The sequence below is a fragment of the Arthrobacter sp. NPDC080086 genome (genome assembly GCF_040702285.1).
The window spans coordinates 1-25,312 of the sequence record NZ_JBFBKP010000063.1; the positions used below are offsets into that span (position 1 = coordinate 1).

Genomic DNA, 25,312 nt, shown 5'->3' on the forward strand with positions numbered 1-25,312 from the left:
GCCGCCACCGCCGCCTCGGCTCCACACTCCGCGACGGCGCCGGCGCGGCTGCTGTACTGCCCCAGCCAGCTGGTGCTGCGGGCCGGCCTCGCCGCGAACGCCCTGATGGAAGGCATCCACGGCCAGCTGGCCCAGCTGCTGATCCCTGAGGACGTCCGCGACCGGCACCAGGAACGGATCGACCAGGTCAAGGCCCGCGAGGGCTCGGTCCGCGTGCACACCCGGGCCTCCACTTGGGGTATCCCGTTCAGCTGGTTCTGCCTGTTCCAGGAATCCGATCCCACCGACGTCGTCGAAGCCGACGGGCGAATCGTCACCGTGCGGATCCGGGCATCCCTGGCCGCGGCCACGGACCGGGCTCGGACCGCCGTCGCGCACCTGGCGCTGGCCGCCCCGGAACTGGACATGCTCGAGGACCTGACCCAGCTCACCGAATGGCTGGAGCTGTTCCACCCGGACTCGGTAGTGGAGCTGGACTACGGCGCCGTGGCGGACAAGGTCTACCCGGACGAATCGCCGCTGGATGTGCGGCTGGGCATCGAGTGCCTGGCCGAGGGGGACATGACCGGCGCCGCCGCGGCCTACCGGCGGCTGGCCTCCCGCTGGATCCCGATCCGGCAGCTGGCCCGCGCCTCCTAGCGGCGGGGCAACACGTCCGGACCTGTTCCCGTGCCCTACGCCTTCGCGCGGGGCGGCGCCGTCGAACTCCGGACGATCAGCGTGTGCGGCGCTACGGTGGAGCGCACCGCCCCGGCCACGCCGTCGAGCTCGTCCAGCAGCATGCGGGTGGCGAGCTCGGCCTGGTCGTCCGGGTGCTGGGCGACGGTGGTGAGCCCGACGCTGGCGGAGAATTCGTGATCATCGATGCCCACCACGGAGAGGTCCTCGGGGATCCGGACGCCGGACTGGTTCGCGGCAAACATCAGGCCCATGGCCATCTCGTCGCTGGCGCAGAAGACGGCGGTGGGCTTGGGGCCGGGGCGGTGCCACAGCCGCTGGAAGGCTTCCTGGCCGCTGCGGACGGTGAAGTCACCCCATTCGTCCCATTCGGACCGGACCGGCAGGCCGGCCTCGGCCATGACGTCGTGGAAGGCCCGGATGCGGACCCGGGGGACATCGAAGTTCAGGTCGGTCTCGTCGTCGCCGTGCAGCAGGGCGATATCCCGGTGGCCGATGTCGATCAGGTGCCGCACCGCGGTGGAGGCTGCGGCGTAGTCGTCGATCCCGATGTAAGGGCAGCCCTCCACGTGGCCGCCCACCACCACCAGCGGGATGTCGATCTTCTGGAGATGGTCCAGTTCGTCCTCGCTGAGCGCCATACAGAGCACCAGCAGCGCGTCGATCTGCTTGTAGACCATGGTTTTGCTGAAGAGCCGCTCGCGCCGGCTGCCGTGGCCGCCAAGGTTGAACAGCGAGAGGTTGTACTGCCGGCCGTGGAGTTCGCGGTCCGCGCCCTCGATGGCCTTGGAGAAGAACCAACGGCTGACGAAGGGGGCGAGGACACCGATGGTGCGGGTACGGCCCGTGGCCAGGCCCGACGCCGAGGACGACGCCACGTAGCCGAGGGTCTCGGCGATATCCAGGATCTTCTCCCGGGTGGCGGGCGAGACGCGGGGCAGGCCGCGGACGGCGCGGGAGACGGTGGCGGTGGAGACGCCGGCCGCGGCCGCGACGTCCTCAATGCTGACGCCGGTATGGCCGCCGCGCTGCGCCCTGTCTGTTGTCCGTCCCACCATTTCCCCTTGTCGTCCGGCCGCGCGGGCGTCCGGCGGGGCAGCCTCGCGGCTGCCCGTTTCAATTCTTGATCCTGCGCGCTGCCGGGCAGGCTCCTGAAGCGGCTCCCGGACCGGGTCCGGGGTCCGGCTGCGTGTCAGCGCCGGGGTCAGCGCCGGCGGGAGCCGGTGCGCTCCGGCAGCCGCCGGCGCAGCCGTACCATTCCGTACAGCGCCAGCAGCGTCACCAGCAGGCCTAGCGCCCAGCCGAGGGCCGGCTGGGCGGTCACCTCCATCCAGACGGTGACCGCCAGCAGGACCACGGCCCAGAAACCAAGGAACCCGATGATGATGTCGAAGTCCTCGCCGGAGCGGACGCGGCGGTTGGCGCCGCGAACCTGACCTTGGTTTCCGGGCGTTGCCATCAGGACCCCGTTCCCGGGATCACTTGACCGCGCCGGCGGTGAGGCCGGCGACGATCTTGCGCTGGAACACCAGCACCAGGATCACGAGCGGAATCGTGACGATGGTGCCGGCGGCCATGATGGCCGTGTACGGGATCTGGTTCGGCTGGGCCCCGGCGAAGCTCGCGATCGCGACGGTGACCGGCTGGGTCGCGTCGGACGAGAGCTGGCTGGCGATCAGGAATTCATTCCAGGAGGAGATGAACGCCAGGATCGCCGTGGTGAAGATGGCCGGTGCCGCGAGCGGCATGATCACCTTCCGGAACGCCTGTCCCTGCGTGCAGCCGTCCACCCGGGCCGATTCCTCGAGCTCCCACGGCATTTCGCGGAAGAACGAGGTCATGGTGTAGACGGTCAGCGGCAGCACGAACGAGATGTTCGGGATGATCAGCGCCTGGTAGGTACCCATCCAGCCGATGTTGGTGAACAGCTGGAACAGCGGGGTAATGAGGGCCACGCCGGGGAACATCGAGGCGCCCAGGATGAAGCCCAGGACCAGGAATTTGAACCGGAAATTCAGCCGGGCCAGGGCGTAGGCCGCGAACACGCCGATCAACAGGGACACCACGGTGACGACGACGCCGATGAACACGCTGTTCAGCAGGGCCTGGCCGAAGTGGTTGCCGAACGAGGTGTCGAACGCGGTATTGAAGTTATCCAGCGTCACGTGCGAGGGCAGGATCGAGGTGTCGTAGGTGAACCCGACCTCGCGGAAGGCCGTCACTACCATCCAGTAGGCCGGAGCGAGGCACCAGATGAGGATCACCAGCGCGCTGATGTAGGTACGGCCCTGTGCCCACTTCTCCCGGTTCTGGGCGGCCTGCCGCCCACGGTCCTGCTGCGCGCGCAGCTCGGTGGCGGCGGCGGTCATTTCTTCCCCCTCGTGGCACCGGTCTGCTGCTCAACCACGTTGGCTCCGAGGAACCGGACGAAGATGAACGCAACCAGGAAAATGATGATGAAGGTGATGGTGGAGAGCGCGGCCGCCACGTTGAAGCCCTGCCTGATCTGGTTGATCACCAGGATGGACAGCGTGGTGGTGTTGTTCGCGCCGCCGGTGAGGATGTAGGGCAGGTCGAACATGCGCAGCGCGTCGAGCGTGCGGAACAAGATCGCCACCATCAGCGCCGGGCGAACCAGCGGCAGGGTGATCATCCGGAACCGCTGCCACGCCGTGGCACCGTCCACCTTTGCCGCCTCGTACACCTCGGCGGGGATCATCTGCAGGCCTGCCAGGATCAGCAGGGCCATGAACGGCGTCGTCTTCCAGACGTCGGCGATGATAACCGCCCACTTGGCCGGCCACTCGCTTCCGGTCCACAAGATGGTGGTGTTGAACAGCTTGTTGGCAATGCCCTCGAAAGCGAAGATGAACAGCCAGAGCTTGGCGGTCACGGCCGTCGGGATGGCCCACGGGACCAGGACGGCGGCGCGGACCAGGCTGCGGCCCTTGAAGGTGCGGGCCATGATCATGGCCATCCAGAAACCGAGGACGGTTTCCAGGGCCACCGTCACCACCGTGAAGAAGAAGGTGGTGGCGGTCGCGGACCAGAACTGCGAGCCCAGGGTACCGGGCGGGCAGGCCACGGTTCCGCCGTTGGGCGCGGAGCACTGCTGAGCGATCCAGTTGACGTAGTTGCTGAAACCGGCCGGGCCGCCCTCGGTGAAGAGGCCGGTGGCCGGGTCCAGGCCGGCGTCGGCCTGGAAGGACATCACGATGGCGCTGATGATCGGATAAACGATCACCACGGAGAGCGCCAGGATGGTGGGGGCGAGCAACCACGAAGCCCACTTGCCCTGGCTCGCGATGACGTTGTCCTCCCCCACGCCCTTCTTCGGGGCCCGCTGCGGGGCGGCCCCGCCCGACGCCGGTTTCTTAACCGGCGTCGGGCCTAGTTCGGTTGCCATGATGGACTACTTTGACTGGGTTTCGATGGACTTCTGCATGTCGGACAGTGCTGCGTCAACAGCCTTCTCGCCCTTGATGGCCGAGTATGCGTTGTCCTGGATGGCCTTGCTGACGGCCGGGTAGAACGGGGTCACGGGGCGCGGGACGGCGTTCTCGATGGAGGTCTTCAGCACCGGCAGGTACGGCAGCTTGGCGACCAGGTCCTTGTCGTCGTACAGCTTGGTCAGGACCGGGGCCAGCGAACCCTGGGTGGCGAAGAACTTCTGGGTTTCTTCGGTGGTGAGGAACTTCATGAAGTCCAGCGCGGTGGCCTTGTTCTTGGAGTAGACGCTCATGCCGGCGCTGTGGCCGCCGAGGGAGGAGGCACCGGGGCCGGACTTACCCGGAAGGGCGGTCATGCCCAGGACGTCCTTGACCTTGGAGGAACCTTCGGTGGTGGCCAGGTTGTAAACGTAGGGCCAGTTGCGCAGGAAGAGCAGCTTGCCGTCCTGGAATGCCTGGCGGGATTCCTCTTCCTTGTACGTGATGGCTTCCTTCGGGATGTTGCCGTCTGCGTAGGCCTTGGCCAGGTTGCCGAGGCCGGCCTTGGCATCATCCGTGGTCAGGCTCGGCTTGCCGTCCTTGTCCAGGACGGAACCGCCGGCGGAGTTGATCGCCTCGGAGGCGTTCACCGTCAGGCCCTCGTACTTGGAGAACTGGCCGGCGTAGCAGCCCATGTTGTTGGACTTGGCGATCGAGCACATGCTCATCATCTCGTCCCAGGTCTTCGGCGGGGTGGGGACCAGGTCCTTGCGGTAGTACAGGATGCCGCCGTCGGAGGATTCGGGGGCCGCGTAGAGGGTGCCCTTGTAGGAGGCGGCGTCGAGGGTCGGCTTCAGCATGCCGGAGGTGTCCAGCGCCATCTTGTCCTTGAGCGGCTGCAGCCAGCCCTTGGCGGCGAACTCCGCGGTCCAGACGACGTCGACGCTGACCACGTCGTAGTTGGCGTTCTTGGCCTGGAAGTTCTGGACCAGGTCATCGTGCTGCTGGTCTGCCTGGTCAGTCTGCTCCTTGAACGTGACCTTCTCGTTCGGGTGCGCCGCGTTCCACTTCTCGATCAGCGGGCGGACGACGTTGCTGTTGTCCTTGCCCTGGACGTACGTGATGGGACCCCGGCCGTCCATGTTTGCGGCCGCGTCACCGCCACCCGAGTTGCCGCCTCCGCCGCCGCTGGAGCTGCCGCCGCCACCGCAGGCGGACAGGGAGAGGGCCAGCACACCGGCCGCGGCCACGGGAAGTAGATACTTACGGGTTTTCATACAGGTGCTCCTCGCTGAGTACCGGTGGAACCGGTGATGCATTCATGTGGTACCGATCACAGTAATCAGCCTTACCAATAAAATGCAAGCGTTTACATCACGAGTTGCGGAAGAGTTTCACAAACGCGACACGAAGCAGGTGTCAGCGCACCCGTTCGGCGCGGGCGAACCTGGAGCGGGCCCCGGAACCGATGTGGATGAGCACCGGAGTCCGCCGTCCGATCACCGCGTCCAGCGCTTCCACCAGCGCCGAAACCTCGGCCGCGAGCAGGTGCGGGGCCACGCCCTGGCGGGGCTGGACCCGGATCCGGAGGCCGGGCCGGCCCCTGAAGTCGTACGTCGCCACGGTGGCGCCGGCCAGGTCCGGGCGGCCTGCGAGGGCGGCTCGGAGCGCCTGCTCGGCCACTCCGCCGCCGATCCGGACGTAGCCGGGGACCTCGCCGGCGTCGTCCTCGGTCACGAGAATATTGGACCGGCCCTTGCCCTGCTGCGCCAGCCACGCCACCATAGCCACGATCACGGCGATCAGCAGGAGGACCATAACGATCCAGAGCCAGCTCTCGGACTGGCCGGGGATGCGCGTGCTCTCGGAAAGGGACCGGATGTGGGTCCAGACGTTAGCGGACCAGCCCTGCCACCAGGCGGCGACGGCGGGCACGGCGGCCAGCAGGACCAGCAGCAGCCCGACGGCCAGCAGCACCAGGCCGAAGACGCCGATCAGGATCCGGTTCAGGACGCGCGGAGTGCCATTCATGCGCCGATCACCCCCGAGGAGGCCACGTTGACCCGGACGGCGGGCATCGGTTCGGGCGCCATGTCGCGCAGTTCGGCCTCGACCGCGGCCTGGACGTCCCCGGCACTCAGCAGGACGCCGGAGGTAGGCCGGACATTGACCTGGACCTCGCGGCGGGAGACCACCACCATGACTTGTTCCTGGGTCACATTGGCTGCCAGCCGGGCGCGTCGGGCCAGGGCCGAGGCGATCACCTCGTCGTCCACGACGACGGCGGCGCGCGGGTCGGCGAGGACGTGCCGGGCGCGGCGGCCGGGGAGGACGGCGGCCATGACGAAGCACGCTCCCGCGGCCAGCAGGATGGCCCCCACAGTGCCCAGCAGGACCGGCGGGACCCCGGCGGGCAGGGCGGTGACCTGGTCCGCCGCGGTCTGCGGGTCGATCAGCCAGGGCGGCTGGCCCACGGCGCGCACCGCCGTTTCCAGTAGCGCGTAACCGCAGACGGCGATCACCAGGATGGCCGCCACCACGGCGGCACCGGCGCGGGAGGAGGTGGTCTCGCGGGCCAGGATCCGCTGCCTGGCGGCCTCGCCGGGGGATTCGGGATTGGTAAAGGTTGCGGGGTTTCCGGGCCCCTCGGACAGGGGGCCCGGGGGGACGTCGTTCCGCTGCGCTGCGTGTGTCACCGGACCCGCCCTCCGTCGGTGATGGAGGCGCCGCTGATGCGGATGTCGACGCGGCTCAGCTGCGCGCCGCTGAGCTCCGTGACCCGGCGCAGGATCTGCGCCTTGGCCGCGACGGCACGGTCCTGGATGGGTCCGCCGAAGGACGCCACCCGGGACGGGTCGCGCAGCACGCTGGTCAGCGACGGGATGGCGATGGGGGTGACGAGCGAGAGGGCCAGCAGGCCGTCGTCGTCCGTCCAGTCAGCGCGCACGTCCTGCGCCGGGACGCCCAGCGCCTCGGCCGCCGCGGCGCGCGCCACCGACGTCAGCGCCTGGGTGTTGATCCGGTTGTGTCCGGCCAGCTGCCGCCCGGTGGCCACGCTCATGAGGACGAGCGCCGGCCGGTGATGGCGTCGAGGACTCCGCGAAGGTCCAGTTTCCCTTCCGCCGCGCGGCCCAGCAGCCCGCCGATCGCCATGAAGAGCAGGGAACCAAGGAAGCCCCAGGCGCCGAACGCAAAGGACATGAACGCCAGGAACGCTCCGGCGGCAATACCGGCGATGGTGGGACTCATTGCAGGACCTCCCGCGTGGGACGGGCGTCCGCGGCCGCCGGCTTGGGCGGGCCGGGGACGAACACGTCGTGGATTTCGACATTGACCTCGATGACCTGCAGGCCGACAAGTTCTTCCACGGCCGCGTATACCGCGGCGCGGATCTGGTCTGCCAGCGGGTGCAGGGGCGTGCCGTAGAGGGCCACCAGGTCGATGTCCACGACCACCTGGGTCTCGCCCACCTCGGCGCGGACGCCCGCGGCGTGGTCCACGCTGCCTACCGCGTCGCGGATGGCACCGAGGGCACGGGACGGGCCGCTGCCCAGCGAGTAGACGCCGGGCACGGAGCGGGCGGCGATCCCGGCGACCTTGGCGACGGCGGTCTCGGAAATAACGGTGCGGCCGGAGGCGGCGGACGCCGCGGCCGGAACCAGCGCGCCGTCGGCAGCGGCCGGGTGGGAATCCTGGTGGTCCATGGGGCACTCCCTTCTCTTTTCCACCACCCTAGCCCGTGGGACCGACGATGGGGATGAGGCGGGAGGAACCGGCCGCCGGGCTACTTGCAGTTGGCGGCGATCCAGCCGGTGACGGGGGCCATGGCGGTCTGGAATTTGCCACTGCTGTACACGGTCTGGTCGCTCAGGCCGGCCACGGCCACCTGGTTCAGCTTGCTGAAGGCGGCCTTGAGGCTGTCCGGCACGCGCTCCGCGGTCCGGCTCAGCTCCGCCTTGTACTGCTCCAGCTCGGCAGTCTTGCCCTGCGCGGCGGACATCGGCAGAAGCGAGGCGCCAGTGGCCTGCTCGGAGATGGTCTTGCAGGCCTCGGCGGCCGACGGGAAGTCGCCCCACGGGCCGGAGGAGGCGGTGGCGCTGGACGTTGCGGTGGCAGAGGCCGTGGCCGGCGCGGGAGCGGACGACGCCGGGGCGGAGGCTTCGGGGGCCGAGCAGGCGGTCAACGCCAGGGCGGAGACGACGGCGGCGAGGGTCAGCGGGCGGGCAACGGCGGGCAGGATGTTCTTCACGGTCACTCTTCTGGTCGAGATTGCGCCACGGGGTCCGCAGGACCGGCCGTGGCCTTGGCGTTCTTCCCCAGCGTGCGAGTCTAGCCCGGGGTCCCGGCGTGTCCCCAAACGGGCGACCCGGCCCTGGAAGGGGCTTAAAAGAAGAAAAGCACCAGTCCGAAACGGACTGATGCTTCCCAGTGGTGGCTCCGACCGGCGTCGATCCGGTGACCTTTCGATTTTCAGTCGAACGCTCTACCAACTGAGCTACAGAGCCTAGGTGACATGTCACCATGACCGCCGGAATTTCTTCTGGCAACCAAAGCGACCCTGACGGGACTTGAACCCGCGACCTCCGCCGTGACAGGGCGGCGCGCTAACCAACTGCGCTACAGGGCCTTGCGTTACTGCTTATTACTGCGTTTACTTGCCCGTGCCGTATCGCTACCGCACTTTTTCAAGGACTCTAGCTTACCAGACTTTTTCACCCGGTTTGACCAGCTCCCTGCGTACCCCCAACGGGATTCGAACCCGTGCCGCCGCCGTGAAAGGGCGGTGTCCTAGGCCGCTAGACGATGGGGGCCAGGACGCCGTCCGGCAAACCATTGATGCCGGGACAAAAGCCACACGCCGAAGCCGTGATTCCTGCGCCCGCCGGGTTCCTCCGAACTGGACCTCTAAAACTATAGGGCCAAGTTCCGGAAACTCCAAAATCGGTTGTCCGATTCGGGAATAAGCTCTGGACAGGGCCCGCCGGGGTGTGTGGATGATGGTCGGATGGACGCCGTCGCAGCCCTCAACGAGATCGCTTTCTGGCTGGAGCGCGAGCTCGCCGGGACGTACAAGGTGCAGGCCTTCCGTAAGGCGGCGGCCGCCGTCGCGGACCTCTCCCCCGAGGAGCTCGCGGCCCGCCGTGCGGACGGGCGGCTGAAGCGGATGAAGGGCATCGGTGACCGGACGTTCGAGGTGATCGCCCAGGCGGTGGACGGCCGGGTGCCCGACTACCTCGCCGACTTGAGGGAACGCGGCGCAACTCCGCTGGCCGAGGGCGGTCGCGAGTTGGCGGCCCGGCTGCGCGGGGACCTGCACAGCCACAGCAACTGGTCCGACGGCGGATCCCCGATCGAGGCCATGCTGGACGCGGCCCGCACCCTGGGCCGGGAATACCTAGCACTCACGGACCATTCGCCGAACCTCAAGGTGGCCAACGGCCTGAGCCCGGAGCGGCTGGGTGAGCAACTGGACCTGTTGCCGGGGATCGAGGCGGACCAGGACGACGACGGCCGGGTGCGGACCCGCCTGCTGGCCGGCATCGAGGTGGACATCCTGGAGGACGGGACCCTTGACCAGAGCCCGGAACTGCTGGGCCGGCTGGACATGGTGGTGGCCAGTGTCCACTCGAAGCTCCGGGCGGACACCCGGACCATGACCGCCCGGATGCTCGGGGGTATCCGGGACCCGCACACCCGGATCCTGGGCCACTGCACCGGCCGGCTGCTCTCCGGATCACGGGGGACGCGGCCGCCGTCGGACTTCGACGCGAAGGCAGTCTTCGCCGCCTGCGCCGAACACGACGTGGCCGTGGAGATCAACTCCCGCCCCGAACGCCAGGACCCGCCGGACGAGCTGGTCCAGCTGGCCCTCGAGGCAGGCTGCCTGTTCAGCATCGACAGCGACGCGCACGCCCCGGGCCAGCTGGACTTCCTCCAGTACGGGGCGGAACGGGCGGAGAGCAACGGGGTCCCCGCGGACCGGATCATCACCACCTGGCCGGTGGAGCGGCTCCTGGAGTGGGCCGGGCGGGGGCGGTAGCGCACCGCCGCCCCGCACCTCAGGCCAGGAGGGCCACCGCCAGGGCCACCATGACGACGGCGACGCACGCGTCCAGCACCCGCCAGGCCCCGCGGCGCCGGAAGAGCCGCGCGAGGTACCGCGCGCCGACGCCCAGCGCGGTGAACCAGAGGATGCTTCCCAGGCCGGCGCCGGCGCCGAACCACCACCGGCCGGGATCGCCCTGGGCCGCGGCGAGCGAGCCAAGCAGCAGCACGGTGTCGAGATATACGTGCGGGTTGAGCCAGGTGAAGGCGAGGCAGGCGCCCAGGATCGCCAGCCGCGGCCGGGGCTGGCCGCCGCCGGAAATTTCCATCCGCTCGCCCCGGAATGCCCGCCGCGCCGCCATCAGCCCGTAGGCAAGGAGGAACGCGGCCCCGGCCCACCGGATCACGGTGATGGCGGCGGGCGCCCGGTCCAGCAGCACCCCGATCCCGGCGACGCCGGCCAGGATCAGCACCAGATCCGAGGCGGCGCACACGGCCACCACCAAGCCCACATGCGAGCGCTGGATGCCTTGCCGGAGGACAAAGACGTTCTGCGCGCCGATGGCGACAATGAGGGAGAGCCCGGCGGATAGGCCGGTGAGCAGCGGAAGGATCACCCTGCCACCGTAGGCCGCGCGGAAGATTGAAACCAGTTAATGATTCTGCGGCAACATAAGCTGGGCTAATGATTGATATCACGCCGGAGCAGGCCCGCACGCTGGCGGCCATCGTGGCAGAGGGGAGCTTCGAGGCGGCCGCGGACGGGCTGTCCGTCACAGCCTCCGCCGTAAGCCAGCGGATCCGCGCCCTGGAGACCGCCGTCGGACGGCCCGTGCTGACCCGGGGCCGTCCGCCGGCGCTGACCGACGCCGGCCACGTGGTGGTGCGCTACGCCCGGCGGCTGGAACTGCTCACCGCGGACCTGGCCGAGGAACTCCAGCCGGCCGGGCCCCATACCGCCCCGCGGCTGACACTGGTGATCAACAGCGATTCCCTGCACACGTGGGCACTGCCCGGAGTGGTGGCGGCCGGTGCCGCGGCCCGGCTGGAGATCCTGCGCGAGGACCAGGAACATTCGCTGGACCTGCTCCGGTCCGGGGCGGCCGCCGCGGCCGTGACCGCCACCGCTGAACCGGTGCCCGGCTGCACCTCCCGGCGACTCGGGACCATGCGGTACCTGGCGGCCTGCACCCCGGACTTTGCCCGCCGCTGGTTCCCGGATGGATTCTCCGCTTACGCCCTGGACCAGGCGCCCATGATGGCCTTCGACCGCAAGGACGACCTTCAGGACCGGTGGCTGGCCTCGATGCAGTCCTCCGGATCCCGGCCGCCGCGGCACTACATCCCCGCCGCGCAGGAGTTCGCCGACGCCATCCGGCAGGGCCTGGGCTGGGGCCTGATGCCGGACCTGGAGCTGGACGGGGACCTCCGGTCCGGCCGCCTCGGCCTGCTCTCCCCCGGGACCCCGGTGGACGTGACCCTCTACTGGCAGCAGTGGCGGCAGGGGTCCGCCGCCCTGACCGGGGTCGCAGACGCCATCCGGGCCGCCGCCAGCGTCCTGCACTGAGCGGGTCCCACCCCGGCCTGGCAGGAACTCGACGAGACGTGGCCGATTTCCGCCAGCCGGGACGCTCCGGCGGGAGCTAGATTGGCACTATGGCAACAACGGCCGGCAACGGCACTGGACTCCCCCAGCACAGCAACCTCACGGCACCCGCGGATCCCGCCCTCCCTGAGCCCCCGCGCACCCCGGGCACGCCGCCCGCCGTCAGCGGCCGCGGCATCGCCGCCGTCGTCGTCACCGTGCTGCTGTGGGCGTCGGCCTTCGTGGGAATCCGCGCCGTCGGCCCCAGCTTCTCCCCCGGCAGCCTCACCCTGGGCCGGCTGGCCGTGGCCGTCGTCGCGCTCGGCGTGGTGGTGCTGCCGCAACTGCGCCGCACCGGCATCATCCCGCGGGGCCGTGAATGGTGGCCCATCCTGGCCTACGGGGTGATGTGGTTCGGCGGCTACAACGTGGCCCTCAACGCCGCCGAGCACCTCCTGGACGCCGGGACGGCCGCGCTGCTGATCAACGTCAACCCCATCCTGGTGGCGGTGATGGCGGGGATCATCCTCAAGGAAGGCTTCCCGCGCTGGCTGATCATCGGCAGCCTGGTGGCCTTCGGCGGCGTGGCGGTGATCGCGCTCGGTTCCGGGCAACAGTCGAAGGGGGACGTGGCCGGCGTGCTGCTCTGCCTGCTGGCCGCCGCCCTCGCCGCCGTCAGCGTCATCGTCCAGAAACCCGTGCTGCGCAAGGTCCCCGCGGCCCAGGCCACCTGGTTCGGCATCCTCGTGGGCGCGCTGTGCTGCCTGCCCTTCGCGGGCCAGCTCGTCACGGAGGTCCAGGCCGCCCCGCTGCCGGCCACCCTGGGGCTGGTCTACCTCGGCGTCTTCCCCACCGCCATCGCGTTCACCACCTGGGCCTATGCGCTGTCCCTGATCGACGCCGGCCGCCTGGCCGCCACCACCTACCTGGTGCCGGGCACCACCATCCTCATTTCCTGGCTGCTGCTGGGTGAGATCCCCACCGTGTGGGGACTGGTGGGCGGCGTGATCTGCCTGGCGGGCGTCGCGCTGACCCGCCGCCGGTCACGTCCGCGCCCGGCGTAGGGTTTTCCCATGACCGCGTCCCTGCCGCCCGGACTGCCGATCGTACCCGCCGGAAACGACGACGACGGCGGCGCCGGGTTCGCGATGTCGGCGGACGACTTCGAGACGGCGGTCACTGACGCCCTGGACCGGATCCCCCCGCGGCTGGCCGCGACGATGAACAATGTGGCCGTCTTTATCGAAGACGACTACGTCCCGCAGCCCGGCGAGGACCCGGAGACGGTCCTGTTGGGCCTCTACGAGGGCGTGCCCCTGACCGAGCGGGACTCCTGGTGGGACGCAGGATCGCTGCCGGACCGGATCACCATCTACCGCGGCCCCATCCTGGATCTCTGCGCCTCCCGCGAGGAGGTGGTGCACGAGGTCACGGTCACGGTGGTGCACGAGATTGCCCACCACTTCGGCATCGACGACGCGCGGCTGCATGAGCTCGGCTGGGGCTGAGCCGACGCCGCGACACGCCGGAGCAATCGCTTCCGAATGACACTCGTGTTGTTTATGTTATTCATGTGACCTCTGTTGCCAAAGTGGCTTTTGGCACGTAGCCTCAAGCCTGCTGGGCGATCCGCAGAGGGTCTTTTTTCGTTGCCATCACTCCTCCCCTCGCTCGCGCCAGCCTGACTGCAGCGAGGTTTTCCCATGATCTGGTCCGGAACCGGCGGCAGGGCCGCGGCCCTGTGTACCGCCGTCGTCCTCCTGGGTGCCGCCGCGCTCCCGGCGCACGCGGCCACCGCCGCCCCGGCCACCGTCCAGCGGGTCCCCGCCTCGCCCGAGCTGCCGTCCCCCGAGGAGATCGCCGCCGCGAAGTCCGACGCCGCCGCTGCCGCCGCCGAGGTGGACCGGATCGACGGCCTCCTTGCCGACGCCTCCGTGGCCCGCGACACCGGCATGGCCGCCTCCCTGGCCGCCAACAACGCCTACACCGATGCGCTGGTGCAGCTGCAGATCCGCAAGGATGCCGCCGCGCTCGCGGACGCGAAGGCCTCCGCCGCGGAGGCCGAGCAGGCCAAGGCCCGCAAGGTCATCGGGCAGCTCGCCGGCGACCTGTACCGCAACGGCGGCATGACTCCGGGCCTGGGCAGCCTGGTGGGCGGCAACGGCGAGACGCTGCAGCAGGCCGCCACGCTGGAATCCGTCGCGGCCAGCCGCACCCGGGCGTTCCAGGCCGCGGAAACCGCCGCCGCGGCAGCCGCCTCCACCAAAGACGCCGCCGCCGAGGCCCGCCGCGCGGCCGATGACGCCGCGGCCACCGCGGAATCCCGCAAGTCCGACGCCGAGCGGGCCAACACCGAGCGACAGCGGGCCGTGACCGAGGCCGCGGCGCAGAAGACCGTGCTGGTGGGCCAGCTCGCCACCCTCCGCAACACCACCGCCGCCCTCGAGACCGAGCGGGTGGACGGGCTGGAACGCCAGCGCCAGGAGGCGCAGCTGGCCGCGGTGACGGCAGCGGCGGCCAGGGCCCCGCAGCCGGGACAGGCGGGCACCGCCCCGTCCGCGCCGCAATCCGGGAACCAGCCGGCCGACACCACCGGAAACACCCAGTTGAACTCTCCAGCGGCTCAACAGCCCGCACCCGCTCCGGCCCAGCCGGCACCGCCGGCCGCCGCGCCGGCGCCGGTCGCGCCCGCACCGGTCCAGCCGGCTCCCGTCCAGCCCGCCCCGGAACAGCCGGCCCCCGCGCCGGTCCTGCCGCCGTCCACCGGCGGCTCCAACCAGGTGGCGATCTCCTCGGCCCTGGCCAAGGTGGGCGCGCCCTACTTCTACCAGTACGGCGGCACGGGAGCCTACGGCTTCGACTGCTCAGGGCTGGTCCAGAACGCCTTCGCCGCCGCCGGCAAACGCCTCCCGCGCACCGCGGCGGACCAGTTCGCCCAGGCGCCGGTGAAGGTTCCGCTCTCCGCCGCCCAGCCGGGCGACCTGCTGGTCTGGGGCTCCGCCCCAGGCTTCTACCACGTGGCCATTTACCTGGGCGGCGGCCGGGTGGTCCAAGCCCTGAACCCGGACGCCGGGATCACCGTCACGGACATCGCCGCGATGTCCGGCATGCAGCTCTACCCTTACGCGGCCCGCTACTGACGCGGTCCGGGCGTCAGGACAGGACGTCCTTGGTGGCGAACCGGGCGTAGGCCAAGGCGCCGAACACCGCCACATACCCGGCCTGAAGCAGCGCGTTGGCGCCGAACGAATCCCAGCCGACCGGCTGCCGGAGCAGGTCGGCAAAGTCCAGCCAGCGGTGGCTGAGCAGCCAGGGATGGAGCCAGTCCAGCTGCGGCAGCGCGTCCGCCACCTGCGAGACCACGGCCAGGACCACGGTGGCCGCCATCGCCCCGACCGGCACGTCGGTGAGGGAAGAAACGAACAGCCCGACGGCGGAGAGCCCCAGCAGGGACACCGCCAGGTACGCGGCGGTCAGGAGCAGCCGGCCCACCGCCTCGGCGACGCCGATGGTGTCCCCGGAGAGCAGCGTCACCGGCCCCACCGGGAAGAGCAGGGCGCCGATCCCCGCGCCGGCCAGGGCGACGGCGGCGGGGGCGGCCACGGCGAACGCCGCCGCGGCAAGGTACTTCACCAGCACCAGGCGGCCGCGTCCGGCCGGGGCCGCCAGCAGATACCGCAGGGTGCCCTGGCCGGCCTCGCCGGCGAGGGTGTCCCCGGCCACCACTCCCACCGTCAGCGGCAGGAACAACGGGACGGCCACGACCATGGCCGTGATCCCGACGAACAGTCCGTTTTGACTGATCCGGTCCAGGAAGGCGGGGCCGCGCCCCGGCGGCACGGCAGAGGAGAGCCGGACGGCGACGGCGATCAGGACCGGGATCGCGGCGAGCGCCAGCAGCATGGCCCAGGTGCGGCGGCGGCGGAACAGCACGGCCAGTTCCGAGCCGAGCAGCCGGAGCACCGGCGCGGGACTGGGCGATGCCGACGGCCGGGACGCTGTCCTGGGCTGGCGCTCGGACCGGGATTGGTCCGCAGGCCCCGATTCGGATGCAGGCGTCTCCTGCGGCGCCGGTTCAGCGGGCGACATCGAAGCCCTCCCCGGTCAGTTCCACGAAGCGGTCCTCCAGGCTGCCCTGCTCCACCGCGAAGCCCCGCACCCTGACGCCGGCGGCCACCAGGGCGGAGACCAGATTTTCCGGCGGGGGCTGCGGCGCCACGGCGGGGCCTTCCGGCAGCGGCGCGGTGACTTCCCCGTCCTGTCCGGCCCCGGCGGCAAGGCCCAGGCCGCGGAGGACCCGGACGGCGTCGTCGGGGTCGGGGGTACGCAGCCGCACCCGGGCGTGGCCGTCCTGCCGGAGCTGCGCCAGCGTCCCCTGGGCCACCACGCGTCCGGCGCTCATGATTGCGGCGTGTGTGCAGATTTGTTCCACCTCGGCCAGCAGGTGGCTGGAGACGAAGACGGTGGTGCCGTCCGCGGCGAGGGACCGCACAAGGTGCCGCACCTCGCGGGTACCCTGCGGGTCCAGGCCGTTGGTGGGCTCGTCCAGGACCAGGAGCTCGCGCGGGGCCAGCAACGCGTTGGCGATGCCCAGCCGCTGCTTCATGCCCAGGGAGTAGGCCTTGACCGGCTTGTCCGCGGCGTGGGTCAGTCCCACCCGTTCCAGCGCCCGGTGGACCCGGGCGCGCCGGGTCCGGGCCGGGGCCTCGGGGTCCGCGGCGTCGAACCGCAGCAGGTTGGCCGTGCCCGAGAGGAACGGGTAGAAGGCGGGGCCCTCGACCAGGGCGCCGACTCGTGGGAGCACGGAGCGCAGCTGCCGCGGCATCTCCTCGCCCAGGACGTGGACGGTTCCGGCGGAGGCCGCGGCCAGGCCCAGCAGGATCCGGATGGTGGTGGTCTTCCCCGAGCCGTTGGGGCCGAGGAACCCGAAGACGGAGCCCGTGGGGACGGCCAGGTCGACGCCGTCGACCGCCAGCTGGCGGCCGAACCGTTTACTCAGGCCGCGGGTCTCGATGCTGAGGCCGGACGGCCCGGGACCCGGGGAGGCCACACGCGCCGGGGCCGCCGCACTCCCCGGAGGCGTCTCCCGCACCGGGGAGACGGGGTTCCCGGCACGCCCGGAGCGGTCGGTCACTGGCCGCCGGCCGCGGCCTGCAGCCGCGCCAGCGGCACGGACCCCAGGAACACCCGTCCGTCGTCGAGAATCAGGACATTCAGAAGTGCCGTGGACAACAGCCGGCCACCCGCCACGGGGACCGCGGCCTGTTGGAGCAGGGCCGCCGCATTGCCCGGCGTGGCACCGGCGGCGCCGGATGCCGGGGGCGTCAGGGTGCCGGCGGGCAGTTCCAGCACGGAATCCCAGCCGCTGCCGCTGACCTTGCGCTTCCCGGCCTGCGGGTCCTTGCCGGTTCCGGACGGCTTGTGGGCGGCCTGGCCGGAGTGATCCTGCCCAGAGGGATCCCGGGCGGGAAGTTCCTTGACACTGGCGCCGGCCGGCGGGGTGAACTGGAAGATTCCGTCCTCCGGGGCGGTCAGCGAGATGGCACTGAACGCCACCCGGAAAGCGGGGTCCGCCTGGCCGCGGGCCTTCAGTTCCACGCCCAGCGGCAGCCCCGTCTGGCCGTCCACCATGATCGCCGCCGAGGCCATCAGCGTGTCCGGGCTCTTCGGGGTGAGGACCAGCTGGTAGGCAGAGCGGCCGGCGACGTCGACGTCCGGCGCGACGGCCACATCGCTGCTGGGTTCGAGCGCGGCCAGGAGCTTCGCTGCCAGCGCATCCGGCGTGGGGACCGCCCCGGCGTCGGTCCCGGATCCGGCGCCCTTGCCCATGCCCTGATGTCCGGCGTCGGCGGGGATGACGGCGTGGGCGGCGGAGTTGTCCTTGGAGGAGTAGAGCCAGAGATCGTTGCCGCTGCGGATGACGTCGCGTTCGGCGAGCCGGTCCAGCACCTGCACGCGGAGGTTCTCGGTTCCGTTGCGGTAGACGCGCGCCGTGTGCGGTCCGGTCAGCAGCTCGAGCCAGGCGGTCTCCGGGGAGCTTCCCGGCCCGGTGGTGGGCAGTTGGGGAAGGCCCAGGCTGGAGGCCTGGTCCAGCGTGCCGGAGAACGCGGCCTGGTGTTGCCCGGCCATGAGGGCGATCACCTCGGCCGGGGTCTTCGATGGCAGCGGATCCTTGGCGCTGGCCGGGACGGACCCCGCCAGGACTCCGGCGGCGATCACGGCGGGGACGACGGCGGCTGGCATCCAGCGCAGCCACGTGCGGGTCATGACGACCGCGCTCCTGCATGGCAGTTCATGTATTAACTCTACGCCCGCCGGTGACGGGCATCACGCTCAGGAGCGGCCGAGCACCGGCCCGAAGTTGGCCCGGTCCGCCAGGCGCGGATCCTCCCGGTCCGGGACCACCATGACCGGTCCCTTGGTGTGGTGCAGGATGCCGTCCGAGGTGGAGCCCAGGAGCATTCCGGCGAAGCCGCCGCGGCCGCGGGTGCCCACCACCACCAGTTCCACGTGGCGGCTGGCTTCGACCAGGACGTCCACCGGCGAGCCGTCCACCAGGCTGGTCTCCACCTCCAGGTTGGGGAAGTGGCTCTTCACCCAGGCGACCCCGGCGTCGAGCTGGACCCGGATGTCGGCGAACAGGGCCTCCCGGTCCATCGGGGCGGGAACCCAGGCGAGCGAGCCGCTGTACTGCGGTACGGCGCAGACAATCCGCAGCTTCGCGGCGAGCCGCTCCGCCTCGGCGGCGGCCTCAAGGACGGCCACCCGGGCCTGGTCGGAGCCGTCGACGCCCACCACCACGACGTTCTCCACCGGCTGGTGGCCCGACTTCTCGCGCTCCGCCCGGACGTGCCGGTCCTCGGTGGTCTCGCCCAGCCGGTCGCCGCAGACCAGCGGCACGGTCACGGTGGGGCACTTGGCGTGGGCGGGCAGGGCACTGCTGACCGACCCGAGCAGCCGGCCGACGAATCCGCCCCGGCCCCGGGTGCCGAAGACCAGCAGGTCCGCGGTCTCGGTCATCTCCAGCAGGACCCCGGAGGCGTCGCCGTTCTCCACCGAGGCGTCCACGTCGATCGAGTAGCCGGCCACCTTGTCCATGGCCTGCTTGAGGATGGCCTCGGCGCCCTCGCGGATGACGGAGTCGTCCACGGTGGCGTAGCCGCCGTCGAGTCCGGAGGCGGCGAAGACGGGCACCGAGTAGGCGGTGACGATGTGCAGCGGTTCCTGCCGTCGTTCGGCTTCCCTGGCCGCCCACACGAGGGCACAGTGGCTGTGCTCGGAGCCGTCGACGCCGACGACGATGCCGCGCACGGCGGGGCGTTCCCCGCCGGAATCGCCGTCGCGGTATGGGTGCGTCTGTTCCTCGGCCATGGGGTCCGCCTCCTCGCGAATGTGGCTGTGTTGCGGCTATTCTGCCAGATCGCAGGGGCGGCGGCGCGCACCTCCGCGGACCGCCGTCGGCCGGCCCGCACGCCCGTCCGCGGGCATTGCGTCAAAGTCTTTAACGCGGGTCTGTTCACGGTCAGAATTGTTGGGTATCCTCTGAGGCATTGCTGAACCGAGACTCGTCTTTCAGATCTGATCATCCCCCTGGGATGCCCTGTGGCGGGTCCGGAAAGCTGTCCGGGCACGGGCCCGGATCCGGCATTATTTGAGGAGGGACCCTGCAGTGTCGAGCATGCCTGTGAACGGCGGAATCGAACGGACCAGCACTGTGGTCATCGGAACGGGTCTGTCCGGTTTGGCGGTGGCCAGCGAGCTGCAGCGCCGCGGCGTCGGCGCCATTGTGGTGGACGGCCTGGATCTTCTCGGGGCCGGCAACCCGGCCAACACCTCGTCCCTCCAGCGCTGCGACGCGGCCGACGCGGCCACGCTGCGGGAACGCAACGAAATCCTCCGCCACCTCCGCAACTACGCCGCCAGCCATAACCTTGACGTCCGCGGCTCGGTCCGCGCCCTGCAGCTGGACCGGCTGATGGCCGACGGCACCGCCGCGGGCCCAGCCTGCCTGGCAGGAACGTCCGGCCCCGAGTACGCCGTGGCGCCGGCCCAGGGCTGGGCGGTCCGGACCCCGGGCGGAATTCTCTACGCAGACCACCTGGTGCTCACCCGCTGCGCGCACAGCCAGCTGCGGCGCATGCTGGTGGAGCTCGGCGTCGCCGTCGGCCAGAACCTGATGGCCGCCATGCACGCCCTCGGCATGTATCTTGTGGGCGTGGGCGAGCTGATCACCCCAACGCCGAAGGAAGTGCTGCGGCAGGCCAAGGTCGTCGGCCAGGCCATCTCGGCCAAGGTTCACCCGGAGGGCCTGCCGTCCCTGCTCGGCGGCCAGCTGGCACTGCCCGCCTGAACCGCCAGGCGACAACGCAGGCCGGGTTACGGCCGGTCGTCGTCGCCGGCCTGCAGCCGGCGCTTCGCCATCAGGCCAAGTGCCACCAGGATGCCGATGGCGACGGCCACGAAAATCACGATGCTCCACGGAAACGGCTCGGACGCGTCCTTCACCGGCGTCGGGGCGATAGTCGTGCCCGGCTCGGCGGTACCCATGGTCGGGACGGTGTTGGCGCCCGCGGCCGGCGTCGCCCCCGGGGATACGGACGTGCCCGCCCCCGGGGCCGCGGCCGCCGCGGTGAAGCCGAAGGTTCCCTCGATCGGGTGGCCGTCGGAGCTGGCCACGCGCCACTGCACCGTGAACCGACCGGCGGGGGCGCCGGGCTTCAGCGGCTGGGAGGCGACGTTGTCAACGATCTGCACGCCGCCGTCCGCCCAGTTGGTGCCGCCGGCGTCGTTGACCTTGATCTGCGAGCCGATCGCCAGGGGGTGGTTGCTCAGGGTGATCGAGACCTTTTGCGGCGGGGCGGGCAGGCTGGCGTCGGCCGTCGGGCTGGTGGATTCCACCGAGTCATGGGCGGACGCGGGCGCTGCCCCCAGGACGGCCAGCCCCAGCGCGGCCGCGACGAAGAGCAGCGCCGCGGTCAGGTAACGGACCAGGGCGGAAGCGGGAGTGTAGCGGTAAGAAGGCATGACGGAACGACTCCTTGAGTGTTGGCTTCCTTACAGACTAGGCGAATCTGGCAGGTGGGCGCCGTCACTCCTAATAGGATTTAGCCAACACCCTTTTCCCTCCCGGAGGACCAATGCTTAAGCAGGGCTCTGCACTCGACCGGTATTTCAAGATTTCCGAACGGGGGTCGAACTTCTCCCGTGAAATCCGCGGCGGGTTCGCCACGTTCTTCGCCATGAGCTACATCGTGGTTCTCAACCCGCTGATCCTCTCGGGCGCGGACTCATCCGGCGGCACCCTCGGCTTCCCCGCCGTCGCCGCCGTCACGGCCTTTGTGGCCGGCATCCTGACCATCCTGATGGGCGCCTGGGCCAAGCACCCGTTCGCCCTGGCCACGGGCCTCGGCGTCAACGCCTTCGTGGCCGTCACGGTCGCCACCAACCCGGGCCTGACCTGGCCGGACATGATGGGCCTGGTGGTGCTCTCCGGCGTCACCATGCTGATCCTGGTCCTCACCGGCTTCCGGACCGCCGTGTTCAAGGCCGTCCCGGAGGGCCTCAAGACCGCGATCGTGGTGGGCATCGGCCTGTTCATCGCCCTGATCGGCCTGGTCAACGCCGGTTTCGTCCGCCGCATCCCCGACGTCGCCGGCACCACCGTTCCCGTTGGCCTGGGCTTCGACGGCAAGCTGCTCGGCTGGCCCACCTTCGTGTTCGTCTTCGGCCTGATCCTGACCATCGCCCTGGTGGTCCGCAAGGTCAAGGGCGCCATCCTGATCGGCATCATCACCTCCACGATCCTTTCCGTGATCCTGGAATTCACGCTGCACATCGGCCCCAGCTTCGACGGCAAGACCCACAACCCGCAGGGCTGGTCCCTGGTGGCACCGAAGTTCACCGAATGGGCCGCCCCGGACCTTTCGCTGATCGGCAAGGCCAACCCGTTCGGCGCTTTCGAACACCTCGGCGTCGTCGCTGCCACCCTGCTGGCCTTCGTGATCCTGCTCAGCATCTTCTTCGACGCCATGGGCACCATGGTGGGCCTGGCCACCGAGGCCGGCACCATCGACAAGGACGGCAACATCCCCAACGTTGACCGCGTCCTGCAGATCGACGCGCTGGGCGCGATCGTGGGCGGCGGCGCGTCCGTCTCCTCCAACCAGATCTACGTCGAGTCGGGCGCGGGCATCGGCGAGGGCGCACGCACTGGCCTGGCCTCCGTGGTCACCGGCCTGCTGTTCCTCGTGGCCATGTTCTTCACCCCGCTGATCAACCTGGTTCCGTTCGAGGCCGTGGCCCCCGCGCTGGTGGTGGTGGGCTTCATGATGGTCTCCCAGGTGGGCAAGATCGACTGGCAGGACTGGGGCATCGCGATTCCGGCCTTCCTGACCTTCACCCTGATGCCGTTCACCTACTCGATCGCCAACGGCCTGGGCGCCGGATTCATCTCCTTCGTGCTGATCCGCCTCTTCCAGGGCCGGGCCCGCGAAATCCACCCGCTGATGTGGGCCGTGGCCGCCGCGTTCCTGCTGTTCTTCGGCATCGGCCCGATCGAGGCCGCGCTGGGCATCCACTAGGAGTCAGTCACTCTTCCGGAGGGCACCCCGCCGCAGTGTTTCACCGCGGCGGGGTGCCCTCCGGCGTTTAAGCCCCGAGTTGTCCCCGGCGCCGGGCGATTTCCGGGATTCCGGACAGGACGGCGGCGGGTGCGCTGGTTTTCCGCCGGCCGCTGCGGTGAGCTTGGAGCATGCCTCCCATCTCCCCCGGCCCCGACGTCGCGCCCCAGCCCTGGTCCGGAAGATTCGACGGCGACGGCGCCGAGCACCGCCGCTGGTGGCAGGCGGTCACGCCGTATCCGGGGGCCTCCCCGGAAGCCTCCCCGGACCGGGCAGGAGGCACCCCCACACCCACGTCCGGGGATTCCCGTGCCGCGGTCCTGCTCGGATTTGCCAGCGACGCCGGCGTCCGGCGGAACAAGGGCCGCCCCGGCGCGGCCGCGGCCCCGGCTGCCCTCCGTGCCGCCCTAGGCCCCCTCGCCTTCCACGCCGGCCGGCCCGTCCACGACGCCGGGGACATCACCGTCGAGGGGGACGAACTCGAAGCCGGCCAGGTACGGGCCGGGCGGATCCTCAGCGGCCTGCTCGACGCCGGTGCGCTGCCGGTGGTGCTGGGCGGCGGCCACGAAACCGCCTTCGCCAGCTACCTGGGCGTGGCCGGGAGCGGAGCGGTCCGGGACGGGCTGCGCGTGGGGGTGCTGAACCTGGACGCCCACTTCGACCTGCGGGACGAGCCGGTCCCCAGTTCCGGCACCCCGTTCCTGCAGATGGCCCGCGCCGAGGCCGCCGCGGGGCGCGCACTGGAGTACGCCGTCGTCGGCATCTCCGAACCCAACAACACCGCCGCCCTGTTCCGCACCGCCGATCGCCTGGGTGTGGAGTACCTGCTGGACGAGGATTGCACCGCGGACGCCGCGGCGGCGTTCGTCGCACGGTTCCTGGACCGGGTGGATGCGCTCTACCTGACGGTCGACCTGGACGTGCTGCCCGCGTCGGTGGCGCCGGGTGTCAGCGCCCCGGCCGCCTACGGGGTGCCGCTGCCGGTGATCGCGGCCGTCTGCCGGCAGGTGGCGGCGAGCGGAAAGCTGTTCCACGTGGACGTCGCGGAGCTGAACCCGGAGTACGACGTCGATGCGCGCACCGCCAAGGTCGCGGCGCGGCTGATCGACACGCTGCTCCGCTGACGCCGGGGCGGGGCACTGCCCGGTGCCCGGAATTACCTGGATGGCCGGGAATTGCCTAGATGGGGGTGTGCGGGGCGTGGTCCTCGTCGCCGTGGACCTCGATCGCGCGGCGCTGCCGCAGCCGGTCCAGCCGGTTCATCACCGGGGCCGTGGTGGCCCCGTGCAGCACGATCGACATAGCCACCACCAGGCCGACGAAGGCCCAGAGCTGCTGGGCCTGGGCGGCGAAGTTTCCGTGCGCCACGGCAAACGCCAGGTAGTAGAGCGAGCCGATGCCGCGGATGCCGAAGAAGGAGATGGCGATCCGTTCCCGCGGGCCGGTCTTGCCCCGCGCCAGCCCCAGCCACCCGGCCAGCGGCCGCACTATCAGCAGGAACGCCAGCGCCACCAGCACCTCGGTCCAGCCGATGCCGGCCAGCAGCCCGCGGGCAATCGCTCCGCCCAGCAGGACCAGGATCACCACGGTCAGCAGCCGCTCGAGCTGTTCGACGTAGGAGTGCATGACCCGGTGGAAGCCGTGGGTGCGCTCCGCCGCCCGGATGGTGAGGGCGCAGACGAAGACTGCCACGAAGCCGTAGCCGTCCAGCAGCTGGGTGACGCCGTAGGCCAGGAAGGTGGCCGCGAGGGCCACGAAGCCTTCCGAGTGGTTGGAGAGCCGGATGGTCTCGTGCCGGGCGGTGAAGAAGAGCCGTCCCAGCAGCTTGCCCGTGCCGAAGCCGAGCAGGACGCCGATGACGATCCGCCACAGCAGGTCCACGGCCAGGAAGTGGCCCAACCAGGCCGAGGGTGCGGCACCGACGAAGCTGATGGCGATGGCCAGGTACACGAACGGGAAGGCCAGACCGTCGTTGAGCCCCGCCTCGGAGGTCAGCCCGAACCGGATCTCGTCCTCGCGTTCGGTCTCCTCGTCCTCGTCCGCCGGCTCCCCCACCTGGACCTCGGAGGCCAGCACGGGGTCCGTGGGGGCGAGGGCCGCGGCCACCAGGAGTGCCGCCCCCAGTCCCAGGCCCAGGAACCAGAGCCCCAGCAGGGTCAGGCCCACGATGCACAGCGGCATGGCCAGGCCCAGCATCCGCCAGGTGGTGGACCACGCCTTCCGGCCGACGGGACGGTCCAGCGCCAGGCCCGCGCCCATCAGCGAGATGATGACGCAGACCTCGGTGAGGTGGGCCACGAAGTCCCCGTGCTGCAACGGGTCAGGGTCCGGCAGCGAGGGGATGAGCGTGAAGGCCAGCATGCCGCCGCCGAGGAAGACCATCGGCATGGACAGGGGCGCGTTGCGCAGGAGCTTCGGCAGGATGGCGGCCACGAAGACGGCGATCCCGGCCGCGGTAAAAACGATGCTGGGAGCTTCAAACATGCGCATGCCCTCCTGTGGAAACCGGATTGCGGGCCCGGGCCGGGGGTCCGGGCGCGGCCCCCGCAGGGGAGGGTGCCGTTGCCTCAATCGTGTACCGCTTCTTGCACCCTACCGGCTCCGGACAGGCCCATCGTGCCCCGCAGACTAGAATAGAGGGCGGCCAAACGGCCTGATTCAACGAAAGACCAGTAATGAACACACACACCATGCGGGCCGTCGGCCCCGATGCCACGTCCATCAGCCTCTCGTTTGACAGTGCGCGCGAAGTCCACAGCGGCCTCGAAAACGCCGTCAACACCCTGATCGCCTCGGCGGCCGTCGAACGACGCTGCGGCATCCGGGTCACCCGGCACCAGCCGGGCGCCTACACCGTGTCCCTCGATGACACCGTGCCCTTCGGCGAGACCCACGAGACCCACGAGAGCCACGAGGCCATCGCCGCGTAGCGGACTCCTGGACATGCGGAAGGCCGG

28 protein-coding genes and 3 tRNA genes are annotated in these 25,312 nt (G+C 70.5%); 10 read left to right on the forward strand and 21 right to left on the reverse strand.

Features of this window, described 5'->3' with window-relative positions; translation table 11 throughout:
* Positions 1 to 639 (forward strand): hypothetical protein (locus tag AB0305_RS17505; protein ID WP_366173514.1); only part of this gene is annotated, 639 nt, incomplete at its 5' end.
* Positions 640 to 674: 35 nt separating this feature from the next.
* Here AB0305_RS17505 and AB0305_RS17510 read toward each other — a convergent pair.
* The 14 genes from AB0305_RS17510 to AB0305_RS17575 form a co-directional block, all read right to left on the reverse strand.
* Positions 675 to 1,733 (reverse strand): LacI family DNA-binding transcriptional regulator, encoded by a 1,059-nt coding sequence (locus tag AB0305_RS17510; protein WP_364136683.1) that lies wholly within the window; start codon positions 1,731 to 1,733, stop codon positions 675 to 677.
* Between the two features lie 149 nt (positions 1,734 to 1,882).
* Complete coding sequence (locus tag AB0305_RS17515; protein ID WP_364136252.1) at positions 1,883 to 2,137, reverse strand: hypothetical protein; 255 nt, start codon at positions 2,135 to 2,137, stop codon at positions 1,883 to 1,885.
* Positions 2,138 to 2,156: 19 nt separating this feature from the next.
* Entirely contained in the window at positions 2,157 to 3,047 is an 891-nt protein-coding gene (locus AB0305_RS17520; protein WP_364136250.1) for a carbohydrate ABC transporter permease, read from the reverse strand.
* Positions 3,044 to 4,084: a sugar ABC transporter permease gene (locus AB0305_RS17525; RefSeq protein ID WP_364136248.1), complete on the reverse strand. Its 1,041-nt coding sequence runs from the start codon at positions 4,082 to 4,084 to the stop codon at positions 3,044 to 3,046. Before AB0305_RS17525 ends, AB0305_RS17520 begins: the two co-directional genes overlap by 4 nt.
* 6 nt (positions 4,085 to 4,090) lie before the next feature.
* Positions 4,091 to 5,383 carry an ABC transporter substrate-binding protein gene (locus tag AB0305_RS17530; protein WP_290256844.1) on the reverse strand — a complete coding sequence of 431 codons (1,293 nt, stop codon included), beginning with the start codon at positions 5,381 to 5,383 and terminating at the stop codon, positions 4,091 to 4,093.
* 142 nt (positions 5,384 to 5,525) lie between these two features.
* Positions 5,526 to 6,137 (reverse strand): hypothetical protein, encoded by a 612-nt coding sequence (locus tag AB0305_RS17535; RefSeq protein ID WP_364136246.1) that lies wholly within the window; start codon positions 6,135 to 6,137, stop codon positions 5,526 to 5,528.
* Positions 6,134 to 6,802 carry a hypothetical protein gene (locus tag AB0305_RS17540; RefSeq protein WP_364136244.1) on the reverse strand — a complete coding sequence of 223 codons (669 nt, stop codon included), beginning with the start codon at positions 6,800 to 6,802 and terminating at the stop codon, positions 6,134 to 6,136. The genes AB0305_RS17535 and AB0305_RS17540 overlap by 4 nt, the downstream gene beginning before the upstream one ends.
* Positions 6,799 to 7,167 (reverse strand): hypothetical protein, encoded by a 369-nt coding sequence (locus AB0305_RS17545; RefSeq protein WP_364136242.1) that lies wholly within the window; start codon positions 7,165 to 7,167, stop codon positions 6,799 to 6,801. The genes AB0305_RS17540 and AB0305_RS17545 overlap by 4 nt, the downstream gene beginning before the upstream one ends.
* On the reverse strand, positions 7,164 to 7,355 hold the full coding sequence (locus tag AB0305_RS17550; RefSeq protein ID WP_290256848.1) for a hypothetical protein: 192 nt from the start codon (positions 7,353 to 7,355) through the stop codon (positions 7,164 to 7,166). The genes AB0305_RS17545 and AB0305_RS17550 overlap by 4 nt, the downstream gene beginning before the upstream one ends.
* On the reverse strand, positions 7,352 to 7,810 hold the full coding sequence (locus AB0305_RS17555) for an Asp23/Gls24 family envelope stress response protein (protein WP_364136240.1): 459 nt from the start codon (positions 7,808 to 7,810) through the stop codon (positions 7,352 to 7,354). The genes AB0305_RS17550 and AB0305_RS17555 overlap by 4 nt, the downstream gene beginning before the upstream one ends.
* A gap of 80 nt (positions 7,811 to 7,890) precedes the next feature.
* Positions 7,891 to 8,355 (reverse strand): hypothetical protein, encoded by a 465-nt coding sequence (locus AB0305_RS17560; RefSeq protein ID WP_364136238.1) that lies wholly within the window; start codon positions 8,353 to 8,355, stop codon positions 7,891 to 7,893.
* Positions 8,356 to 8,535: 180 nt separating this feature from the next.
* Positions 8,536 to 8,611 (reverse strand) — tRNA-Phe (locus AB0305_RS17565).
* Positions 8,612 to 8,659: 48 nt separating this feature from the next.
* Positions 8,660 to 8,733 (reverse strand) — tRNA-Asp (locus tag AB0305_RS17570).
* A gap of 111 nt (positions 8,734 to 8,844) precedes the next feature.
* Positions 8,845 to 8,917: transfer RNA gene (locus AB0305_RS17575), tRNA-Glu, on the reverse strand.
* Positions 8,918 to 9,111: 194 nt separating this feature from the next.
* On the opposite strand from AB0305_RS17575, the gene AB0305_RS17580 reads away from it, so the two are divergent.
* Positions 9,112 to 10,146 carry a PHP domain-containing protein gene (locus AB0305_RS17580; RefSeq protein ID WP_364136236.1) on the forward strand — a complete coding sequence of 345 codons (1,035 nt, stop codon included), beginning with the start codon at positions 9,112 to 9,114 and terminating at the stop codon, positions 10,144 to 10,146.
* Between the two features lie 19 nt (positions 10,147 to 10,165).
* Here AB0305_RS17580 and AB0305_RS17585 read toward each other — a convergent pair whose 3' ends face one another.
* A complete protein-coding gene (locus AB0305_RS17585; RefSeq protein WP_364136234.1) occupies positions 10,166 to 10,768 on the reverse strand; it encodes a LysE/ArgO family amino acid transporter in 603 nt (200 codons plus the stop codon).
* A gap of 68 nt (positions 10,769 to 10,836) precedes the next feature.
* On the opposite strand from AB0305_RS17585, the gene AB0305_RS17590 reads away from it, so the two are divergent.
* The 4 genes from AB0305_RS17590 to AB0305_RS17605 all read left to right on the forward strand — a co-directional run bounded on the left by AB0305_RS17590 (position 10,837) and on the right by AB0305_RS17605 (position 14,876).
* On the forward strand, positions 10,837 to 11,718 hold the full coding sequence (locus AB0305_RS17590) for an ArgP/LysG family DNA-binding transcriptional regulator (RefSeq protein ID WP_364136232.1): 882 nt from the start codon (positions 10,837 to 10,839) through the stop codon (positions 11,716 to 11,718).
* 89 nt (positions 11,719 to 11,807) lie between these two features.
* Entirely contained in the window at positions 11,808 to 12,800 is a 993-nt protein-coding gene (locus tag AB0305_RS17595) for a DMT family transporter (protein ID WP_364136231.1), read from the forward strand.
* Between the two features lie 9 nt (positions 12,801 to 12,809).
* Entirely contained in the window at positions 12,810 to 13,244 is a 435-nt protein-coding gene (locus AB0305_RS17600) for a metallopeptidase family protein (protein ID WP_364136229.1), read from the forward strand.
* Between the two features lie 195 nt (positions 13,245 to 13,439).
* Positions 13,440 to 14,876, forward strand: coding sequence for a C40 family peptidase (locus tag AB0305_RS17605; RefSeq protein ID WP_364136227.1), 1,437 nt, complete (start codon positions 13,440 to 13,442; stop codon positions 14,874 to 14,876).
* 13 nt (positions 14,877 to 14,889) lie between these two features.
* Here AB0305_RS17605 and AB0305_RS17610 read toward each other — a convergent pair whose 3' ends face one another.
* From AB0305_RS17610 to AB0305_RS17625, 4 genes are all read right to left on the reverse strand, one after another.
* A complete protein-coding gene (locus tag AB0305_RS17610) occupies positions 14,890 to 15,825 on the reverse strand; it encodes an ABC transporter permease (protein ID WP_364136225.1) in 936 nt (311 codons plus the stop codon).
* On the reverse strand, positions 15,812 to 16,786 hold the full coding sequence (locus tag AB0305_RS17615; protein ID WP_364136223.1) for an ABC transporter ATP-binding protein: 975 nt from the start codon (positions 16,784 to 16,786) through the stop codon (positions 15,812 to 15,814). The genes AB0305_RS17610 and AB0305_RS17615 overlap by 14 nt, the downstream gene beginning before the upstream one ends.
* An 80-nt stretch (positions 16,787 to 16,866) precedes the next feature.
* Positions 16,867 to 18,003 (reverse strand): hypothetical protein, encoded by a 1,137-nt coding sequence (locus AB0305_RS17620; protein WP_364136221.1) that lies wholly within the window; start codon positions 18,001 to 18,003, stop codon positions 16,867 to 16,869.
* A 66-nt stretch (positions 18,004 to 18,069) separates the two neighbouring features.
* Positions 18,070 to 19,107, reverse strand: a complete 1,038-nt coding sequence (locus AB0305_RS17625) for a universal stress protein (RefSeq protein ID WP_364136219.1) — start codon at positions 19,105 to 19,107, stop codon at positions 18,070 to 18,072.
* A gap of 307 nt (positions 19,108 to 19,414) precedes the next feature.
* Here AB0305_RS17625 and AB0305_RS17630 point away from each other — a divergent pair, with 307 nt between their 5' ends.
* Complete coding sequence (locus AB0305_RS17630; protein ID WP_364136681.1) at positions 19,415 to 20,086, forward strand: FAD-binding protein; 672 nt, start codon at positions 19,415 to 19,417, stop codon at positions 20,084 to 20,086.
* A gap of 26 nt (positions 20,087 to 20,112) precedes the next feature.
* Here AB0305_RS17630 and AB0305_RS17635 read toward each other — a convergent pair whose 3' ends face one another.
* Positions 20,113 to 20,760 carry a copper resistance CopC family protein gene (locus AB0305_RS17635; protein ID WP_364136217.1) on the reverse strand — a complete coding sequence of 216 codons (648 nt, stop codon included), beginning with the start codon at positions 20,758 to 20,760 and terminating at the stop codon, positions 20,113 to 20,115.
* 113 nt (positions 20,761 to 20,873) lie between these two features.
* Here AB0305_RS17635 and AB0305_RS17640 point away from each other — a divergent pair, with 113 nt between their 5' ends.
* Positions 20,874 to 22,316 carry an NCS2 family permease gene (locus tag AB0305_RS17640; protein ID WP_364136215.1) on the forward strand — a complete coding sequence of 481 codons (1,443 nt, stop codon included), beginning with the start codon at positions 20,874 to 20,876 and terminating at the stop codon, positions 22,314 to 22,316.
* Positions 22,317 to 22,486: 170 nt separating this feature from the next.
* A complete protein-coding gene (gene hutG, locus AB0305_RS17645) occupies positions 22,487 to 23,479 on the forward strand; it encodes a formimidoylglutamase (protein WP_364136213.1) in 993 nt (330 codons plus the stop codon).
* 55 nt (positions 23,480 to 23,534) lie between these two features.
* Here hutG and AB0305_RS17650 read toward each other — a convergent pair whose 3' ends face one another.
* On the reverse strand, positions 23,535 to 24,839 hold the full coding sequence (locus AB0305_RS17650; RefSeq protein ID WP_364136211.1) for a cation:proton antiporter: 1,305 nt from the start codon (positions 24,837 to 24,839) through the stop codon (positions 23,535 to 23,537).
* Between the two features lie 191 nt (positions 24,840 to 25,030).
* Between AB0305_RS17650 and AB0305_RS17655 the strand changes: the two genes are divergently transcribed.
* Positions 25,031 to 25,285 carry a hypothetical protein gene (locus AB0305_RS17655; RefSeq protein WP_364136209.1) on the forward strand — a complete coding sequence of 85 codons (255 nt, stop codon included), beginning with the start codon at positions 25,031 to 25,033 and terminating at the stop codon, positions 25,283 to 25,285.
* Positions 25,286 to 25,312 lie beyond the last annotated feature (27 nt).

Bases quoted from the DNA above. Each gene is read 5' to 3' on its own strand.
- AB0305_RS17515 (WP_364136252.1), bottom strand. From the start codon at position 2,137: ATGGCAACGCCCGGAAACCAAGGTCAGGTTCGCGGCGCCAACCGCCGC.
- AB0305_RS17520 (WP_364136250.1), bottom strand. From the start codon at position 3,047: ATGACCGCCGCCGCCACCGAGCTGCGCGCGCAGCAGGACCGTGGGCGG.
- AB0305_RS17525 (WP_364136248.1), bottom strand. From the start codon at position 4,084: ATGGCAACCGAACTAGGCCCGACGCCGGTTAAGAAACCGGCGTCGGGC.
- AB0305_RS17530 (WP_290256844.1), bottom strand. From the start codon at position 5,383: ATGAAAACCCGTAAGTATCTACTTCCCGTGGCCGCGGCCGGTGTGCTG.
- AB0305_RS17535 (WP_364136246.1), bottom strand. From the start codon at position 6,137: ATGAATGGCACTCCGCGCGTCCTGAACCGGATCCTGATCGGCGTCTTC.
- AB0305_RS17545 (WP_364136242.1), bottom strand. From the start codon at position 7,167: ATGAGCGTGGCCACCGGGCGGCAGCTGGCCGGACACAACCGGATCAAC.
- AB0305_RS17550 (WP_290256848.1), bottom strand. From the start codon at position 7,355: ATGAGTCCCACCATCGCCGGTATTGCCGCCGGAGCGTTCCTGGCGTTC.
- AB0305_RS17555 (WP_364136240.1), bottom strand. From the start codon at position 7,810: ATGGACCACCAGGATTCCCACCCGGCCGCTGCCGACGGCGCGCTGGTT.
- AB0305_RS17580 (WP_364136236.1), top strand. From the start codon at position 9,112: ATGGACGCCGTCGCAGCCCTCAACGAGATCGCTTTCTGGCTGGAGCGC.
- AB0305_RS17590 (WP_364136232.1), top strand. From the start codon at position 10,837: ATGATTGATATCACGCCGGAGCAGGCCCGCACGCTGGCGGCCATCGTG.
- AB0305_RS17595 (WP_364136231.1), top strand. From the start codon at position 11,808: ATGGCAACAACGGCCGGCAACGGCACTGGACTCCCCCAGCACAGCAAC.
- AB0305_RS17600 (WP_364136229.1), top strand. From the start codon at position 12,810: ATGACCGCGTCCCTGCCGCCCGGACTGCCGATCGTACCCGCCGGAAAC.
- AB0305_RS17605 (WP_364136227.1), top strand. From the start codon at position 13,440: ATGATCTGGTCCGGAACCGGCGGCAGGGCCGCGGCCCTGTGTACCGCC.
- AB0305_RS17610 (WP_364136225.1), bottom strand. From the start codon at position 15,825: ATGTCGCCCGCTGAACCGGCGCCGCAGGAGACGCCTGCATCCGAATCG.
- AB0305_RS17620 (WP_364136221.1), bottom strand. From the start codon at position 18,003: ATGACCCGCACGTGGCTGCGCTGGATGCCAGCCGCCGTCGTCCCCGCC.
- AB0305_RS17625 (WP_364136219.1), bottom strand. From the start codon at position 19,107: ATGGCCGAGGAACAGACGCACCCATACCGCGACGGCGATTCCGGCGGG.
- AB0305_RS17630 (WP_364136681.1), top strand. From the start codon at position 19,415: ATGCCTGTGAACGGCGGAATCGAACGGACCAGCACTGTGGTCATCGGA.
- AB0305_RS17635 (WP_364136217.1), bottom strand. From the start codon at position 20,760: ATGCCTTCTTACCGCTACACTCCCGCTTCCGCCCTGGTCCGTTACCTG.
- AB0305_RS17640 (WP_364136215.1), top strand. From the start codon at position 20,874: ATGCTTAAGCAGGGCTCTGCACTCGACCGGTATTTCAAGATTTCCGAA.
- hutG (WP_364136213.1), top strand. From the start codon at position 22,487: ATGCCTCCCATCTCCCCCGGCCCCGACGTCGCGCCCCAGCCCTGGTCC.
- AB0305_RS17650 (WP_364136211.1), bottom strand. From the start codon at position 24,839: ATGTTTGAAGCTCCCAGCATCGTTTTTACCGCGGCCGGGATCGCCGTC.
- AB0305_RS17655 (WP_364136209.1), top strand. From the start codon at position 25,031: ATGAACACACACACCATGCGGGCCGTCGGCCCCGATGCCACGTCCATC.